This is a genomic window from Leisingera sp. JC1 (genome assembly GCF_001679925.1).
GTDB lineage: Bacteria > Pseudomonadota > Alphaproteobacteria > Rhodobacterales > Rhodobacteraceae > Leisingera.
In genome coordinates this window covers 133,092-148,869 of the sequence record NZ_LYUZ01000103.1, presented here as the reverse complement: position 1 = coordinate 148,869, position 15,778 = coordinate 133,092, and the positions used below count along the sequence as shown (strand labels likewise).

Genomic DNA, 15,778 nt, shown 5'->3' with positions numbered 1-15,778 from the left:
GACTCGCCTAAACTAATAAAAACCAACGGAATTCGGAGTGCACCTATGATCGGGATTGTAGGCATTGTGGTGATCTTTGCCATGGTGTTCGGCGGATACCTTCTGGCCGGCGGCAAGATGGCGATCATCCTGAAGTCGCTGCCGTTTGAAATGATGATGATTGGCGGGGCTGCGGTCGGCGCCTTCCTCATTGCCAATGACATGGGCGGCGTGAAGCACACGCTCAAGGACATTGGGAAGGTGTTCAAGGGCCCCAAATGGAAGCCGGATGATTACCGCGATCTTCTTTGCCTGCTGTTTGCGCTGATCCGCATCGCGCGGGCCAATCCGGTTGAAGTGGAGCAGCATATCGAGGATCCGGAAAACTCTTCTGTGTTCAACAAGTATCCCAAGATCCTGGGGGACAAGGAAGCAGTGAACCTGATTTGCGACACCATGCGCTCGGCCTCGATGAACTATGATGACCCGCACCAGGTCGAGGAAGTGCTCGAAAAGCGGATGGAGGCCAACCTGCATCACGCGCTGCACTCCAGCCACGCGCTGCAGACTATGGCTGACGGTCTGCCCGCGCTGGGGATTGTTGCGGCTGTTCTGGGTGTGATCAAGACCATGGGGTCGATCGACCAGCCGCCAGAAGTTCTGGGCAAGCTGATTGGCGGCGCGCTGGTTGGTACTTTCCTTGGTGTTTTCCTGTCCTATGGCCTGGTTGCGCCCTTTGCGGGCAAGGTGAAGGCCGTGGTCGAAGAGGATTCCCACTTTTATCAGCTGATCCGCGAAGTACTGGTTGCCAACCTTCACAATCACGCCGCGGCCATCTGCATCGAGGTCGGCCGCCAGAACACTCCGTCGCATTTCCGTCCAGGCTTTTCGGAACTTGAAGAAGCCCTCAAATCGGTGAAACAGGACGCAGCATGATCTGGCGAGCATTTGCCACCGCAGCTCTTCTGCTGACATCGGGTGCTGTCCACGCGCAGACGATTGTGACCCGCTCAGGCGAGCACAAGGGTTTCACGCGTCTGGTGATGCGGCTGCCAAACGGGGCAGACTGGTCGCTGACACAAAGCGGTATGACCGCAACGGTGAATATTGCTGCGCCCGAAGCTGTTTTTGATACGTCGCGCGTCTTTAACCTGATTCCCCGGACACGGTTGCAATCACTGGCGCAAAACGGTCCGGGCCAGCCTCTGCGCCTGCAGTTGGGATGCGAATGCACCGTTACATCCTACGTCCAGAAAGACGGATACCTGGTGATCGACATCCGTGACGGCGGTAAGCCGGCTGCGAAACCGCAGTTCAGCTCGGCAGCATCCGTTCTGCCGCTCATGACCCCGGCTCCAGAAACGGGCTACCGGTTCGGGTTCTCCCAGCCGGCTGCAGCAGATGCCCGCCTGGCGCTTGAACTCGCAGCGGCGGTTTCTGGACAACGGGAACGCACGCAGGCAGCGCTGCCGGGCGAAGAGACAGGTCCGCCGCCTTCAAGCACAGCTGCCGCTTCTGCCGTGGCCGAGGGGTCCGCGCCGGATCTGAAAGACGTGGAGCTGCCGCTTCTCGGAAGTCAGACCGGGGCAGAAGAAATGACCCCGGAACCTGACACAGAGGTCGCGGAAGAGGCCGCACCAGCCAGGATTCCCGAGACAGGCTTGCTGCTCGATATGGACGAATCTGAGCGCGCGGCTGCGGTTGGCGAATCCGAACGCCGGCTGCTGCAGCAAATAGGACGCGCTGCCAACCAAGGTCTATTGAATGTCACGCTTGATGGTCTTCCCTCCGGGGAAACGTCAGCAGGGTTGGATCCGCTCGGCGGGACCGGCAGGCCGCTTGATCCGCTGGACCATATCTCCGTTACCTCGGCAATTGACCGGGAAACCGGGCTGATCGCTGCTTTGATGGATGACAATGGTGAAGATTCGCATTGCCTGAAGGACCGGGATGTCGCCATTCAGGACTGGGGAGATGAAAGCCCGTTTTCAGATCAAGTGGCCCTTCTGCGCAGCGGTCTGGTTCGGGAATTTGACGATGTGAACCCGGAAACGGTTCAGGCGCTTGCGCGGCTCTACTTGTATTTTAGCTTTGGAGCCGAGGCCCGTTCGATCATGACGTTCCTGCCGCCTGAACAGCAGGAAAGCCCGGAAGTGGCATTGCTGGATACATTGGCAATGCTGATGGACGGCACATCCTTGCCGGTTAGCCACGCGCTTTCCGGGCAGCAGCGCTGTGACAGCGACAGTGCGTTGTGGGGCGCATTGGCTGATGGTGCTGTGAAGCGCAGTGCTAACTCGGATGCCATTCAGCAAGCGTTTTCCAAGCTTCCGGTGCACTTGAGGGTGCATCTTGGTCCACGGGTCAGCAAGATGTTTGCCGAAGTCGGCAATCATCACGTTGCCGAGGCCGTGCTGCGGTCGGTGGACCGGACTGGAGTGGAGGAAGTTCCCGAGATTAACCTGGCTGAAGCCGCAATTGCTGAACTGGAAGGTGACACCGAAACAATGGCTGAGGAGCTTACCAGCGAAGTCGCCGAGCGGACTGGTAACGCGCCTGCAGCACTGATTGACCTGGTTGCGCTCAGCGTCAAGGAGCGTAAGGCATTGTCACCGGATGTACCGGATTTGATTGCTTCCTATGAACTGGAAAACCGGGAAACTGAGCTGGGGGCGGATTTGCGTCACGCTCTGGTCGCGTCATTGGCGCTGATGGGGCAATTCCACGAAGCGTTCGAAGAATTGAAGAGTGTATCAGACAGGGACGGGCCGATTGCGCGGGCCGAGGCTCTGGAACCGCTGATGCTGCTTCTGACAGAGCGTGCCGATGATGTGACATTCCTTCAGTATTCCCTGGTGTTTTCCAAACAGGCAACGCCGGCTGAGGCGGTACCGGTGGCAGCGCCGGTGGCGCGCAGGCTGCTGAACCTTGGCTTTGCAAGCCAGGCCCAGGACCTGCTGACAAAGCTCGCGTTGGAATCGGAGGACGAAACCCGCCGCCTGCTGATGGCTGAAGCTGCCTTGGGTCTTGATAAGCCGCACCGGGCTCTTGTGGAGCTGATGGGTCTGGAAGGGGCCGAAGCCAACCGGATGCGGGCACAAGCCCTGTGGCGGAACGGAGAATACGGACGGGCAGGCGAATATCTTCTGGCTGAAGATGAGGCAGATGCTGCCGCCCGCGGGTTCTGGCATTCTGAAAACTTGGGTGCGGTCGAAGCAATTGGTAGAGACGCTGCAGAATCTTTCGGACCCGTTGCTTCGGTAACCTCGCAGATCGGCGAGACCGCTCAGGACCCTGTGGGCCTGGCGCCGCTCGCCCACGCCCGGGCGCTGGTTGAAAGCAGCGAAGGAACGCGGGGCGGTATTGCCGATCTTCTGAACCAAATCGGCAAAGGCCTCGCGCAGCCTGCCGGTAATCAGTAAACCAAACACAGCACCAAAGTTTCACCGGCTGCCTCTTTCATGGGGCAGCCGGTGCTGGTTCTGATAACACTTTGTCAACCGCCTGCCGGTAACGTCACAAACGGGTGAATCCTGATTTGGAACGGGCAGAATGCCGGATAATTACATACTCCTTGGCCCGCAGGGGCTGTTTCAGCGCGCGGCGGCCGCAGGCTGCAGAGCCGAAGTAAGCACGCGCGCGCAAGTCGAACTTCTCTTCACAGCAATCTTACCCCTCCGCTGGCCGGCCGGCCGGAGGGAGGCTGGTTCCCGAATGACGCGGGTAGCATCCAGGCTGAGTATTACTCTGCTGCGGGCGCCGAATGGAAAATGCCGATCTGTTGATGCCCTGGCCTGCGCGCTTACAGGGCTGTTTGGCTGGTGCCGCCGTGCGATCGGAAACTTCAATGCGCGAGGCGTGAACTGTGCCTAAGCTGACGACAGAGCAACTTTTCAGTCCGACGGTGCTTTTGGCTCTGGCCCTGATGGCGATCATTGTGATGATGATCCTGCCGATGCCAGCCTGGGTTCTGGATGTCGGCCTAGCAGCCTCTTTTGCACTGGCCATCCTGATTTTTACAATCACGCTTTTCATCGAACGGCCGTTGGATTTTTCTTCTTTTCCAACAATCCTTCTGGCGTCGCTGATGCTGCGGCTGTCGCTGAATGTGTCCTCGACCAAACTGATCATCGGGCAGGGTCATACTGGCACTGACGCGGCGGGAGGAGTGATTGAGGGCTTTGCCCAATTCGTCATGGGCGGCAGCGTTTTCCTGGGCCTTGTGGTATTTGGCGTTCTCTTGATCGTCAACTTCATGGTGATCACCAAGGGTGCTGCGCGGATGGCCGAAGTGGGCGCCCGCTTCGCCCTGGACGGGATGCCGGGCAAGCAGCTGGCAATTGACGCTGACATGTCGGCAGGCGCCATCGACCACCAGACCGCCAAAGAACGCCGGGAGCGCGATCAGCAGGAAACCACATTCTTCGGTTCGTTGGACGGTGCATCGAAGTTCGTCAAAGGTGACGCGGTTGCCGGTCTGCTGATTACGCTGCTGAACCTGGTGATGGGGCTGATCATGGGCGTCCTTGTCCATGGCATGCCGGTCGGCAGCGCGTTTGAGACCTATGCCATCCTGACCGTGGGCGACGGTTTGGTATCGCAGATCCCTTCGGTGATCATTTCCATTGCGGCGGCACTGCTGCTGGCCCGCGGCGGCACCACCGGCTCAACGGATATTGCCCTGTTCGATCAGTTCGGCCGTCACCCGGCTGCGCTGATCACAGTTGCGGTACTGATGGTGCTGTTTGCATTGGTCCCGGGGCTGCCGTTCCTGCCTTTCGTAACCGGCGGCGGTGCGCTGGGCTACACTGCATTCCGGATGGCCAAGAAAAAAAGGGACGATGCGGAAGCCGATATCGAGGAAAAGATCGAAGAAGCCTCGGATCCGTCGGCATCCCGCCCGCTGGGCGATATTCTGGATCTGGATGATCTGCATCTGGAGTTCTCGCCGGATCTGGTTAGCATGGTACTGGATGCTGGTACCGGGCTGGATGCGCGGATTGCCAACATGCGGTCTCATATCGCCACCACATTTGGCCTGATCTTGCCCGAAATCCGGCTGACGGATCAGCATGAACTGGAGCGGGGGACTTACGTAATCAAGGTGCAAGGTGTCGAGCAAGTCCGCGGCACATTGCATCCGGAAATGGTTCTGGCACTGATGCCGGACAATCATGATGCGCTGCCGCCCGGAACAGACGTCACTGAACCGGTCTACGGCGCTCCGGCCCGCTGGATCTCTGCCAAGTCGCAGGAACAGGCCGCGCTGGCCGGCGCAACAGTTGTCACGCCGCCGGAAATTCTGGCAACCCATCTTCTTGAAATCATCAAGCAGAACTTCTCCCGCCTGCTGACGCTCAAGTCGCTCCGCCGTCTGCTGGATGAGATGACACAACTCTCAGACGGTTTCCGGGCTGAGGCAAACCGCAAGCTGCTGGATGCGCTGGTGCCGGACAAAGTGCCGATGGATACCTTGCACGCGGTTCTGAGGTTGCTTCTGGAGGAGCGGGTTTCGATCCGCAACATGCCGCTGATCCTCGAATCGATTGCCGAAGCGCGGATGCACACCACCCAGCCGGAATTGATTTGCGAACATGTGCGGCAGCGCCTTGGATTCCAGCTGGTCGCCGAAATGAAGCGTGAAGACGGCACCATTCCTCTGATCCAGCTGGCGCCGGAGTGGGAAGACAAGTTCTCGACCTACCAGGTTGATTCACAGGGCGCCGGGCTGGATATCGCCTTGCCGCCCGATTTGTTCAACAGGCTTGCAGACGGGCTCAGCGACAAGCTGGGGACGATCACGGATCAGGGGGTTTTTGCTGCAGTGGTGACGTCCACCCGCCGCCGCCGGTATCTGAAAACGATCCTGAAATCGCGCGGCATCACCAATCCCGTCCTGTCCTTCGAGGAAATCGGACTCGAAGCGCGGCCTGCCCTGGTTGGGATGGTCCAAGCATGAACCTGAATTTCCTGCCGCCGGAGCTGGTGCTGCTGCTGGGGGCAGGATTCTGGCATGCGGCAATCGTTTTCTTGCGGGTGTCGGCTATGGTTTCAGTACTGCCCGCAATGGGGGAGCTTTATGTTCCCACCCGCGTAAAACTGGCGATTGCTGTTGCATTTACCTTTGTGGTGGCACCCGCACTGCCGCCCTTTCCTGAACCGGACGGGGTTATGGAGTATGCGCGGTTTGCTGTGACCGAAGCGATTATCGGCTTGTCGATTGGCGTGGGCGCACGAATGTTTGTTCTGGCGCTCCAGACGGCCGGCACGATGGCAGCGCAAAGCACCTCTCTGTCTCAGGTTCTGGGCGGCATCGGTGCTGAACCTATGCCAGCCCTTGGGGCTGTGCTGATGATTTCAGGTGTGACCCTCGCGGTCATGATGGGGCTTCATGTCCGCATTGCGGAACTGTTGATCGGATCTTATCAGATGTTTCCTGCCGGTCAGTTCCCTGCCGCGGCCGGACTGACAGAATGGGGCGTGTTTCGCGTGTCGGAGAGCTTTTCCATGGCGTTCACGCTCGCAGCACCCTTTGTGATTACCGCTGTTATCTACAACCTGGCGCTCGGTGTAATTAACCGGGCAATGCCACAGCTGATGGTGGCGATGGTCGGCGCGCCGGTCATTACCTTTTTCGGGCTGTTTATCCTGATGGTCGGCAGTCCCATGATTTTGGATGTCTGGACCCGGGCCCTGATGACTTTTCTTTCCAACCCCGGAGCCGGAATGCCATGAGCGGTGAAGACGACGATTCTGATAAGTCATTTGAACCGACGGAACAGAAACTCCGCAAGGCGCGCGAGAAGGGCGAAGTTGCAAAGTCCACCGACCTGTCCGTGGCAGCTGCCTATCTGGGGCTCATTGTTGCCTTCTACGCGACAGGAAGCGCTAGTGTGGAGGGGATGGGAACCGCGCTGATGGCTTTTCTGGATCAGCCCGACCGGCTGGCGCCGCTGTTCTTTGACGGCGGGTCCGCAACTGCACCCTCAGGTGGCTTTGCAAGCAGTCTGCTAAGGCCAATTCTGCCGTGGTTCCTGGTGCCGTTTGCATTGGTTCTGCTGTCAATCATCGGTCAGCGTGCCATGGTCTTTGCGCCCAGCAAGCTGGAACCGAAACTGTCGCGTCTGTCGATCATATCCAATGCCAAAAACAAGCTTGGCCGCGCCGGACTCTTTGAATTCCTGAAGAGCTTTGTGAAGCTGGTGCTCTATTCCGTTTGCCTGGGTGTTTATTTGAGCCATCGGCTCCCGGATATGATTTCGTCCTCCGGCACCGGGCCGCAATCGGTCGTGCTGATGCTGTCGCAGCTCGCACTGGAATTTCTGTTCCTGGCTCTCGTCATATCATTGGCGATCGGGGTGGTTGACGCGGTTTTTCAACATGCTGAACACCGCCGCAAAAACATGATGTCGCGCAAGGAAATCCAGGACGAGATGAAGGACGCCGAGGGCGACCCGCATGTGAAGGGCAAGAGACGCCAGCGCGGCCAGGAGATCGCAATGGGCCAGATGCTGGCCGAGGTGCCGAATGCCGACGTGGTGATCGTCAACCCGACCCACTATGCGGTTGCTTTGAAATGGAGCCGCGAAAAGGGGGCTGCACCGGTTTGCGTTGCCAAGGGGGTTGATGAAGTGGCTGCAGCGATCCGGCGTGTGGCCAATGAAAATGCGGTACCGATACACAGCGACCCGCCCACTGCCCGGGCTTTGCATGCTGCAGTCGAAATCGGTGACGAGATTTTGGAAGAACACTATGCGCCGGTTGCGGCGGCAATCCGCTTTGCCGAGGAAATGCGAAAGCGCGCCAAGGGGAAAATCACATGAAGCAGAAGATGCTCGACCAGATGGCGGCGGTAACCGCTGCGCAGTACATGCAGGAGCACGCAAAAGTCCAGCCTGTGCTGGCGCGGGAAGCGGAGCTGCGCGGCCAGATGGCCAAACTCAATGAGCAAGTGCAGGCCGCGCGGGAACAGGCAAGCAGCGATCACGCGATGAAAGCTTTGGGTGCAGATCTTTTGTGGGAGGGCTGGCACTCCCGCACCCGGCGCCAATTGAACATGGACCTCGCCAAGGCGACGGCTCAGAAGCTGAGGATGATGGATCAATTGCGCACCGCATTTGGCCGTAAGCACGCCGTGGAAACCATGGCGGCAACCGAGCGCAAGCGCCAGAAGGCTGCGCAGGCGAAAGCGTTTATGGACAAGCTGCTGGACAGCTGAAACCACTGGGTACTTTTCAAACACAAGAAGGGCCGGTCCTGCGGGACCGGCCCTTTTTGCCGTGAGATGCAGACTGGTCAGACGTCCTGACGGGAGATTTCCATGATCAGGACGTCGTAGATCCCTTTGCCGACATGTTTCTGCGCGGCCTCACGCAGAGCGGTGCGCAGCGGCTCAAGAACGTCAGAGCGCGTGAATGCCCCGCGGAATCCGCCCATATTTGCATGGTCAAACAAAACTTGCAGGAAGACATCCCGCAGTTTGGGTTCATAGGTCCGAATTTTTTCGCTGGTGCCTTTGGCCGTTTCCAGGCTGAGCGAGATCACCACAAGGGAGGTCAATTGGTCGCGATCAACAACCGGCACCACGAACTGGTTGTTGATTTTGACGTATTCGCGCAGATCCTCTTCGCTTTCCTCGGAGTGATCCTCTGCAGCGGCGGGGACAGGTGCCGCTTCGGCAATGACGGCGGCGTGGTTTTCCTCAGGTGCGGGCGCCAGCATAATGCCGGCGCCGATGCCGCCTGCGGTTCCGATGATCAGCAAAATGACTGGCAGAAGTTTGGACAGCATAACAACCCTCAGAACGGCAGGACAACGTCAAGCAACTGCTGACCGTAGCGGGGCTGCTGCACATCGGTGATTTGGCCGCGGCCGCCATAGGAAACCCGGGCAGAGGCGATCTTGTCGTATGTGATTTCATTCTGGCGGCTGATGTCCTGAGGCCGGACATAGCCGGTGACCAGAAGCTCCCGCAGTTCGAAATTCACCCGCAACTCCTGGGAGCCGCTGATTGCCAGAACCCCATTGGGCAGCACGTCGACAACGGTTGCCGCGACCCGCAATTCCAGCTTCTCGCTGCGTTTGACGGACCCCTTGCCGCCCGAGGAACTGGAGCTGCCAAGCTCAACCGCGTCAGCGGAGGACGCACCGTCCGGGAGTTTCTCGTCCAAGCGTTGCGGCAGGCCAAGCAGGTGCGGCATGTTCATGCTTTCGGAGCCTGAGCGCGACCGCTGTGTGTCATTGGAAATCTCCGCTTCTTCGTCGATCTCGATCACAACGGTCAGGATGTCGCCGCGCTTGATGGCGCGGCGGTCTCCGAGCAGTGACTGCTGAGAACCGCTCCACAGAGAGGAGCTGTCAACGGTGCGCCGGGTCTGGGTTTGCGCAGGCAGACCCTGGTAAAGCATTGCAACATGCTCCGGCGACTCATTTGCCGGGGTGAAGGAGGGCGCCTTGCCCAAATGATCCATCCGGCCGCAGGCCCCCAGCAGGGCGAGGCCAAAAAGCAGTGGTTTGACGGGAGAGAATTTCTTGGACATCAGTTTACCTCAACAGAGCCGTCTTGAGCGATACGGCCGGTGACGGTGGTGCGGGACGAAAGGTTCATGACACGGACAGCCTCTCCGGCAGCACCGCGGCCAAGCGCACGGCCTTCTGCGGCGATGGAGAGTCCGCCCTGGCGGAAAATCAGTGTCACTAGGTCGTTGCGTTCAACGATAGCGGGCGGGCCAATATCACCCGCGCGCAAGGGCCTGCCTGCGTAAAGAGCCACGCGCGCCTCCATACCGATAACCTCTGAAGGTTCCGACAGAGCGCCAAGGATTTCACCTTTCTTCAGCGCCAGATCTTCAGCGTTCACAACTGCTTTGGCGCGGATCGTACGCGTCGGAACCAGGTAATCCGCCCAGGCAGGCGGGGCACAGAGCGCGGCGGCAGTCAGGCAGGCAAGGACAAGTTTCATCAGCGCACCTGTGTGGTTGCGCCCATCATCTGGTCGACAGCGGAGATGACTTTGGCGTTCATTTCGTAGCCGCGCTGGGCTTCGATCAGTTCGGTGACTTCCCGGACTGCATCAACCGAACTGGCTTCCAGGTACCCCTGGCGGAAGGTGCCCAGCCCGTCTTCGCCTGCGGTGGACACACTGGCCGAGCCAGAGGCTTCGGTTTCGGTGAACAGGTTGCTGCCAATTGCTTCAAGCCCTTTGGGGTTGGTGAAGCTTGCAAGTGAAAGCTGGCCCAGAAGCTGGCCTTCGGTGGTTTCGTTGAAATATCCGTAGACTTCACCCTCGGCATTGATCGAGATGCTGGTGGCGTCGTCAGGGATGGTGATTTCTGGAGAAACGGCAAACCCGTCGGAAGTTACAATCAAGCCCTCAGCGGTGCGCTTCAGCGCACCATCCCGGGTGTAGGCGCTCTGGCCGGAGGGCAGGGTCACTTCCAGGTAGCCTTTGCCGTCGATGGCGACATCCAGGTCGTTGTTGGTTTGCTGCAGCGCACCTTGTGCCAAATGCACCGACACCGCAGCCGCGCGCACACCAAGCCCCACCTGCACGCCGGTTGGCAGCACGGTGCCGTCGGAAGCATTTACCGTGCCGGCCCGCGAGATTTGCTGATAGTGCAGGTCGGCGAACTCGGCACGCCGCGCGTTGTAGGCGGTGGTGTTCATGTTTGCGAGGTTGTTGGAGATTGTCTCCACCCGCAGCTGCTGGGCGCTCATGCCGGTCGCGGCGATCTTCAAGGCACGCATCTGGATTCTCCTAGGTCTTGATCAAGTTCTTGATGGCATTGCGGACGCGCTCGTCTTCCGATTCCAGGAAGCTTTGGCCCATCTCATAGGCGCGCTGTACTTCGATCATCCGGGTCACCTCGGAAATCGCGTTCACGTTGGACCCTTCAAGGAAGCCTTGCAGGACACTTGCGTCGAGCGTTTCCTCGATTTCACCTTCAACGCGGAACATCACCCCGTCTTCGCGCACCAGCGCGTGGTTCTCCACCGGCTTGAACAGCCCGAGCTGCCCCAGCAGGCGGCCGTTTGCGCTGATCGACCCGTCGGCGCCCACTTCGATCTTGCCGGCATCCGGAGGCACGAAAACTGGTGCGCGGCCTGCGTCCAGGACCCGGTAACCATCCATGGTCACAAGATCGCCGGCAGAGTTCGGGGAGAAGGCGCCGGAACGTGTCAGGCGCTCGCCCTGAGGTGTTTCGACCATGAAGAAACCGTCGCCTTCCACAGCGAAATCGAAAGTGCCGCCGGTTTTGGTAAGCTGACCCTGCTCCATGGAGGTGTTGAAGATGTTCGCGCGTGACATCGACAGCGACTCCTGGCCTGGAGCGGACTGTACAAATTCCGAGAAAATCAGCCCCTCCTGGCGGTAGCCAGTGGTAGCGGAGTTCGCGATGTTGTTCGCGATGACACGCATTTCCCGCATCAGCCCCGATTGCCGGGAAAGTGTGGCGTAACCTGCGGCTTCCATTAAAAACCTCCGGCAATCATCGGAACAATGTGGCCATTGAAAAAAGCCACAAGGGTTTGTGTCATGAAGCCCATCGTCATCCAGAACACGACAATGATGGCTGTCAGCTTGGGCACAAAGGTCAGTGTCATTTCCTGCACGGAGGTCAGAGCCTGAAACAGGCCGATGGACAGGCCAACGGTCAGGGCGACAACCAGAATCGGCGTCGACATTGTGACGGCTGCCCACATGGCCTGGCGCAGGGTGTCATAGAAGAGGCTTTCGCTCATCATGGCTCAGACCGGCATTCTCAGGATTTCCTGGTAGGCTTCGACCACCTTGTTGCGCACGGTAACGGCGGTCTCAACCGCCAGTTCAGTCTGTGCAAGCGCCTGCACGAGGGCGTGCGGGTCTGCCTGAGAAGTCATAGCCTGCACGGAAACCTGCTCGCTGCTCTGCAAGGTCGTTGCAAAGCTCTCGAAACTCTCCTTGAGCCGTGCGCCTGCACTGGCGGCCTCATGGTTCGGGTCGGCCTTGGTGGCAGGGCGGGCGGCGGCGTAGCCGCTGGCGGCGGAAAGACTGCGAATATCCATTCTGGATCTCCAAAAATTTCGGTTATTTCGGTTATCGTCTCAAAAGGTCCATAAGCGAGGCTGACATCGAGCGGGTTTGCTCGAACATTTTCAGATTGGCCTCGTAGCTGCGCTGGGCTTCCCGGGCATCGGCGATCTCGATCATCAGATCGACGTTCGAGCTCTTGTAGTGCCCGCTTTCGTCTGCCAGCGGATGCGAGGGATCATACACCTCCTCCAGGTCGCGCCGGTCCAGGGTAACCCGGCCTGTGCGAACGTGCTCCACATCGGTTTGAAGCTCGCGAACAGCTTCAAACGGCACGGTTTTGCGGCGGTAGCCCGGTGTGTCGGCGTTGGAGATGTTTTCGGATACATGCCGCAGCCGCGAGGCCTGAGCCTTGAGGCCGCTGGCGGTGACAGAGAGAGCTCTGGAAAATTCACTCATCGGTCATTCCCCTCAAGTCTTGCCCAGGCTGGCGCGCAGAATGTTCATGGAGGATTTGTAGATCGCCATGGCGCGCTTATGCTGGCGCGCTGTTTCAACCCCCTTCAGCAATTCAGTTTCGACTGATACTGAATTGTCATTGGGGTCACTGCCAGCGTCGGTTGAGGTGATAGCCCAATCCAGGCCGCTGCCTGAGGTGCCATTCAAATGGCTGCCGCGGGATGCGATCATGCTCGCCGGGCGGGCGCCTGCGGCAAAAACTTCTTTGAAAGGTTTGATATCCTTGGCGTGGTAACCCGGGGTATCGGCATTGGCGATATTCTGTGAAACCAATGCCTGGCGTGTGCCGGCATGGGTCGCCATGGAATAGGCGATTTTGAATACGTTCAATTCTGTGAACACCAGGGCTTCTCCCTTGATCGATTTCAATCAAGGCTTAACCCCGATTCCTTTAGAAATTGTTTTCAGGACATCAAGGGAGGCCGCTGCAATGAAAGCAGAGCTGCAAGCATTAACCCGTCAAATTGCCGGCAAACGCCTGGTAACCCAAGTCGGTCGGGTGACAGGGATTTCCGGCGGGGAAATCGAGATCGCAGGGCTTGCGGCTGTGGCACGCATTGGCGATCGGCTGGTGTTGCGGCGCGGTCCTCAGGATTCGCTGAATGGCGAAGTTCTGAAAATTAGTGGAAATAATATCAGTATGTTGCCTGATCGCGCGCCGGATGGGGCTGCCATCGGTGATCCGGTTTTGCTCCATCCGTCGCCGGAGTTTTCTCCCAGTGATCATTGGATCGGACGGGTCATTGATCCCTTCGGAGAGCCGCTGGATGGCCGTCCCATGCTGCCTGGCTCCACGCCCCGCGACCTGATGGCGCCTCCGCCCAAGGCTGCTGGACGGCGCTCGATGGGGGAGCGGCTGGCCACCGGCCAGGCGGTACTCAACACGATTCTCCCGATCGTGCAGGGGCAGAGGGTAGGCCTTTTTGCGGGTTCCGGTGTCGGCAAGTCCTCCCTGCTGGCCAAATTGGCTCAGAGCATGGAGGCCGATGTCGTTGTGATGGCACTGATCGGGGAGCGCGGGCGCGAAGTGAATCACTTTGTCGAACAAGTGCTGGGACCGGAGGGAATGCGCCGCGCTGTTGTGGTGGCGGCAACATCCGATCAGTCTGCCTTGGTTCGCCGCCGCTGCGCCTGGGCTGCGATGACCGTGGCGGAGCATTTCCGGGACCAAGGCAAGAACGTCCTGTTTCTGGCTGACTCGGTCACCCGTTTTGCAGAAGCGCACCGGGAAATCTCCGCAGCTTCGGGCGAAGCACCCGCACTGCGCGGATACCCGCCGTCGGTGACCCCGTTGATCACCGGTCTCTGCGAACGTGCCGGACCGGGCGGGGATGGTCAGGGTGATATCACTGCTGTTTTCAGTGTTCTTGTGGCTGGTTCAGATATGGATGAACCGATTGCCGATATCCTGCGCGGTGTTCTGGACGGGCATATCGTTTTGAACCGCGAGATTGCCGAACGCGGGCGGTTTCCGGCGATTGACGTCTCCCGTTCTGTCTCGCGCAGCCTGCCTGCCGCGGCCTCCGCCGATGAGAACACAGTCATTCAGGATGTGCGGAAATTCCTGGGGGCCTATGAGCAGTCCGAGGTCATGATTCGTGCCGGGCTTTATGCCGAAGGCAATGATGCTGTGCTGGATCAGGCGGTGAAACTGTGGCCGGAACTGGATGCGTTCTTTGGCCGCGAGGATCCAGAGGGAATCACCAGCAGCTTCAACCGGCTTACGCTTTTGCTGCGCCGCGCCAAGGCCGGGCGCTGAATTTCGGTCATGTCCGTACAGAGATGATTCGAAGTCAGGCTCAGGAACCGTTTCAGTGGCGTGTATCCTGCCAAGCCAACGATCTGCGCTCCATTTGCCATCCGGAAGTGAACTGACACCGCGGTGTGCTTGGGTCTGCGAAGGCCGTTTACGGGCCAGGAGGCGACAGTTACCGTCCTTTCTCAATCGCCTTCAGCTGTTCTGTCGGTAGCAGGCGTGCAGCGACAGCCGGAACGCCTAAAGCCATTTGTCTGAACGGCAAATGCAGCTCTGCCAGCTGCGGCGATTTCTTGGGGAAGACACGGCATCTCTTAAGCAAACTTCGTAAGGCTTTTTCTCGGCCTGAAACTTTGTGAAGCGTCGCCAGGAGTTTTAATAGCTGCGGGAAAAACTGAATGGCGGCGAGTTCGGAACCATGAATCCGGCGCCAAATGTTCGCCTCAAAACGTTGCTTGCCAAATTCGGATGCGTTGTGCGGCTGGCCAGAGCAGAATGCTTCTGGCAGGACTGCTGCTGGACCGAAGGCACCCCCCAAGATGTCATGTTCGCAGAAGGCTGCAAACTCCTGAATTTTGCTGAGTGTCCGGCGGGGCTTTAGACACCAATTCTGCCTATGCCCTTGGCAAGCTACGTTTTCTTGCCGCGTGAAACTGCCTTTAGAATGGGACAAACAGGAAAGCTTAAACCCGCCCTGGCATCGGTTGCCGGGGCGGGCGGGACTTAGGACGGCCGGACTGCAAACAGACGGTCTTCACGCGGCAGTAATGTGCGAAGAGCTTTCAGGCAGCGGTAATGGTTGTTGCTGATCAAGGCGTCAGTAGCCTCGGCGATGGATGAGCGGCTGTCCGGGTCAGTAAAGACCTGGCTCAGCTCCTCGATCCGGCGCAGCATCGGCAGGCGTTCTTCTTCGGGGTCGGCATCACCTGATAGTATCAGCTGTGCCGCGTAGCACACCCGGCGCACCGGCGTATTGGCTTCTTCCGGATGGATTGCGTCGCGAAGGCGCAGGATGTTGGCGTCTGGAGTGACAATGGAAAGGCGGCTGCGGCGGTCGCCGTTTTCAATCACCGCACCATTTACCAGGACGCGCTCCTTAGGGGCTAGTTTCAGGACAAGTCCGCTCATTTTCAGGATGCTCCGCTGCGGAGGCCACGCATGATGGCCGTATTGATTTCCACCAGCGGCCGGACATCGGCCTTGCGCTGAAGCACTTTGGTGGTGTGTTGTCTCGTGAATTCTCCCAGTTCGAACAAGTTCTGTTTGAGATCATCCGGCAGGGGATTGCCCTTCGAAGCGATGTCTACTGTGAAAATAGACCAGAGTTTCCGGTTGTCGTTCAGGGCTGTCGCGAGCTCGTTGAACCCGCCGCGGCCTTTTTGCGTCGCCGTGATCATCCTGCGGGTGATACGGGCAATCACTTCATACTCGAAATTCTTAGCTGTCCGGGTCGGGGTCTTTGCCGCCGAATAGGCACTCTTCGCCTTCAGAAGGGCATTCACGTGTTTTCCTAA

19 protein-coding genes are annotated in these 15,778 nt (G+C 58.9%); 7 read left to right on the top strand and 12 right to left on the bottom strand.

All coding sequences use genetic code 11. From position 1 onward, the window contains the following. Positions 1-45 precede the first annotated feature (45 nt). The 6 genes from motA to A9D60_RS16605 all read left to right on the top strand — a co-directional run bounded on the left by motA (position 46) and on the right by A9D60_RS16605 (position 8,197). Positions 46-915, top strand: coding sequence for a flagellar motor stator protein MotA (gene motA, locus A9D60_RS16630; protein WP_039184425.1), 870 nt, complete (start codon positions 46-48; stop codon positions 913-915). Further along, a complete protein-coding gene (locus tag A9D60_RS16625) occupies positions 912-3,401 on the top strand; it encodes a hypothetical protein (RefSeq protein ID WP_175392975.1) in 2,490 nt (829 codons plus the stop codon). Before motA ends, A9D60_RS16625 begins: the two co-directional genes overlap by 4 nt. Positions 3,402-3,904: 503 nt before the next feature. Continuing rightward, positions 3,905-5,938, top strand: coding sequence for a flagellar biosynthesis protein FlhA (flhA, locus tag A9D60_RS16620; RefSeq protein ID WP_441295059.1), 2,034 nt, complete (start codon positions 3,905-3,907; stop codon positions 5,936-5,938). Continuing rightward, positions 5,935-6,714: a flagellar biosynthetic protein FliR gene (locus A9D60_RS16615; RefSeq protein WP_065268613.1), complete on the top strand. Its 780-nt coding sequence runs from the start codon at positions 5,935-5,937 to the stop codon at positions 6,712-6,714. Before flhA ends, A9D60_RS16615 begins: the two co-directional genes overlap by 4 nt. Beyond that, on the top strand, positions 6,711-7,802 hold the full coding sequence (locus tag A9D60_RS16610) for an EscU/YscU/HrcU family type III secretion system export apparatus switch protein (protein WP_039184420.1): 1,092 nt from the start codon (positions 6,711-6,713) through the stop codon (positions 7,800-7,802). Before A9D60_RS16615 ends, A9D60_RS16610 begins: the two co-directional genes overlap by 4 nt. Then, complete coding sequence (locus tag A9D60_RS16605; protein ID WP_065268612.1) at positions 7,799-8,197, top strand: hypothetical protein; 399 nt, start codon at positions 7,799-7,801, stop codon at positions 8,195-8,197. Before A9D60_RS16610 ends, A9D60_RS16605 begins: the two co-directional genes overlap by 4 nt. 77 nt (positions 8,198-8,274) lie before the next feature. On the opposite strand, the gene A9D60_RS16600 is transcribed toward A9D60_RS16605, so the two are convergent. From A9D60_RS16600 to A9D60_RS16560, 9 genes are read right to left on the bottom strand one after another with little or no spacing between them, the layout of a single operon-like run. Further along, a complete protein-coding gene (locus A9D60_RS16600; RefSeq protein WP_065268611.1) occupies positions 8,275-8,769 on the bottom strand; it encodes a flagellar basal body-associated FliL family protein in 495 nt (164 codons plus the stop codon). A gap of 8 nt (positions 8,770-8,777) precedes the next feature. After that, positions 8,778-9,518 (bottom strand): flagellar basal body L-ring protein FlgH, encoded by a 741-nt coding sequence (gene flgH / locus A9D60_RS16595; RefSeq protein ID WP_065268610.1) that lies wholly within the window; start codon positions 9,516-9,518, stop codon positions 8,778-8,780. Beyond that, complete coding sequence (flgA, locus tag A9D60_RS16590; protein WP_065268609.1) at positions 9,518-9,940, bottom strand: flagellar basal body P-ring formation chaperone FlgA; 423 nt, start codon at positions 9,938-9,940, stop codon at positions 9,518-9,520. Before flgA ends, flgH begins: the two co-directional genes overlap by 1 nt. Beyond that, entirely contained in the window at positions 9,940-10,725 is a 786-nt protein-coding gene (flgG, locus tag A9D60_RS16585; RefSeq protein WP_039184415.1) for a flagellar basal-body rod protein FlgG, read from the bottom strand. Before flgG ends, flgA begins: the two co-directional genes overlap by 1 nt. A 10-nt stretch (positions 10,726-10,735) precedes the next feature. Continuing rightward, on the bottom strand, positions 10,736-11,452 hold the full coding sequence (locus A9D60_RS16580; RefSeq protein ID WP_065268608.1) for a flagellar hook-basal body complex protein: 717 nt from the start codon (positions 11,450-11,452) through the stop codon (positions 10,736-10,738). After that, positions 11,452-11,724, bottom strand: a complete 273-nt coding sequence (locus A9D60_RS16575) for a flagellar biosynthetic protein FliQ (RefSeq protein ID WP_039184413.1) — start codon at positions 11,722-11,724, stop codon at positions 11,452-11,454. Before A9D60_RS16575 ends, A9D60_RS16580 begins: the two co-directional genes overlap by 1 nt. A 3-nt stretch (positions 11,725-11,727) precedes the next feature. Further along, positions 11,728-12,024, bottom strand: coding sequence for a flagellar hook-basal body complex protein FliE (gene fliE / locus A9D60_RS16570; RefSeq protein WP_039184412.1), 297 nt, complete (start codon positions 12,022-12,024; stop codon positions 11,728-11,730). Between the two features lie 31 nt (positions 12,025-12,055). Further along, a complete protein-coding gene (flgC, locus tag A9D60_RS16565; protein WP_039184410.1) occupies positions 12,056-12,448 on the bottom strand; it encodes a flagellar basal body rod protein FlgC in 393 nt (130 codons plus the stop codon). 12 nt (positions 12,449-12,460) lie between these two features. Further along, a complete protein-coding gene (locus A9D60_RS16560) occupies positions 12,461-12,850 on the bottom strand; it encodes a FlgB family protein (RefSeq protein ID WP_065268683.1) in 390 nt (129 codons plus the stop codon). An 88-nt stretch (positions 12,851-12,938) separates the two neighbouring features. Between A9D60_RS16560 and A9D60_RS16555 the strand changes: the two genes are divergently transcribed. Continuing rightward, the gene (locus A9D60_RS16555) at positions 12,939-14,267 is read left to right on the top strand and encodes a FliI/YscN family ATPase (RefSeq protein ID WP_065268607.1); all 1,329 of its coding nucleotides are present in this window, start codon (positions 12,939-12,941) and stop codon (positions 14,265-14,267) included. A 169-nt stretch (positions 14,268-14,436) separates the two neighbouring features. Here the strand turns inward: A9D60_RS16555 and A9D60_RS26155 are convergent, their stop codons facing one another. The 3 genes from A9D60_RS26155 to flaF form a co-directional block, all read right to left on the bottom strand. Next, positions 14,437-14,802 (bottom strand): hypothetical protein, encoded by a 366-nt coding sequence (locus tag A9D60_RS26155; RefSeq protein ID WP_141117944.1) that lies wholly within the window; start codon positions 14,800-14,802, stop codon positions 14,437-14,439. 185 nt (positions 14,803-14,987) lie between these two features. Then, positions 14,988-15,392 carry a flagellar biosynthesis repressor FlbT gene (gene flbT / locus A9D60_RS16545; protein ID WP_019295212.1) on the bottom strand — a complete coding sequence of 135 codons (405 nt, stop codon included), beginning with the start codon at positions 15,390-15,392 and terminating at the stop codon, positions 14,988-14,990. Positions 15,393-15,394: 2 nt separating this feature from the next. After that, positions 15,395-15,766, bottom strand: coding sequence for a flagellar biosynthesis regulator FlaF (flaF, locus tag A9D60_RS16540; protein ID WP_019295211.1), 372 nt, complete (start codon positions 15,764-15,766; stop codon positions 15,395-15,397). Between the last annotated feature and the right edge of the window lie 12 nt (positions 15,767-15,778).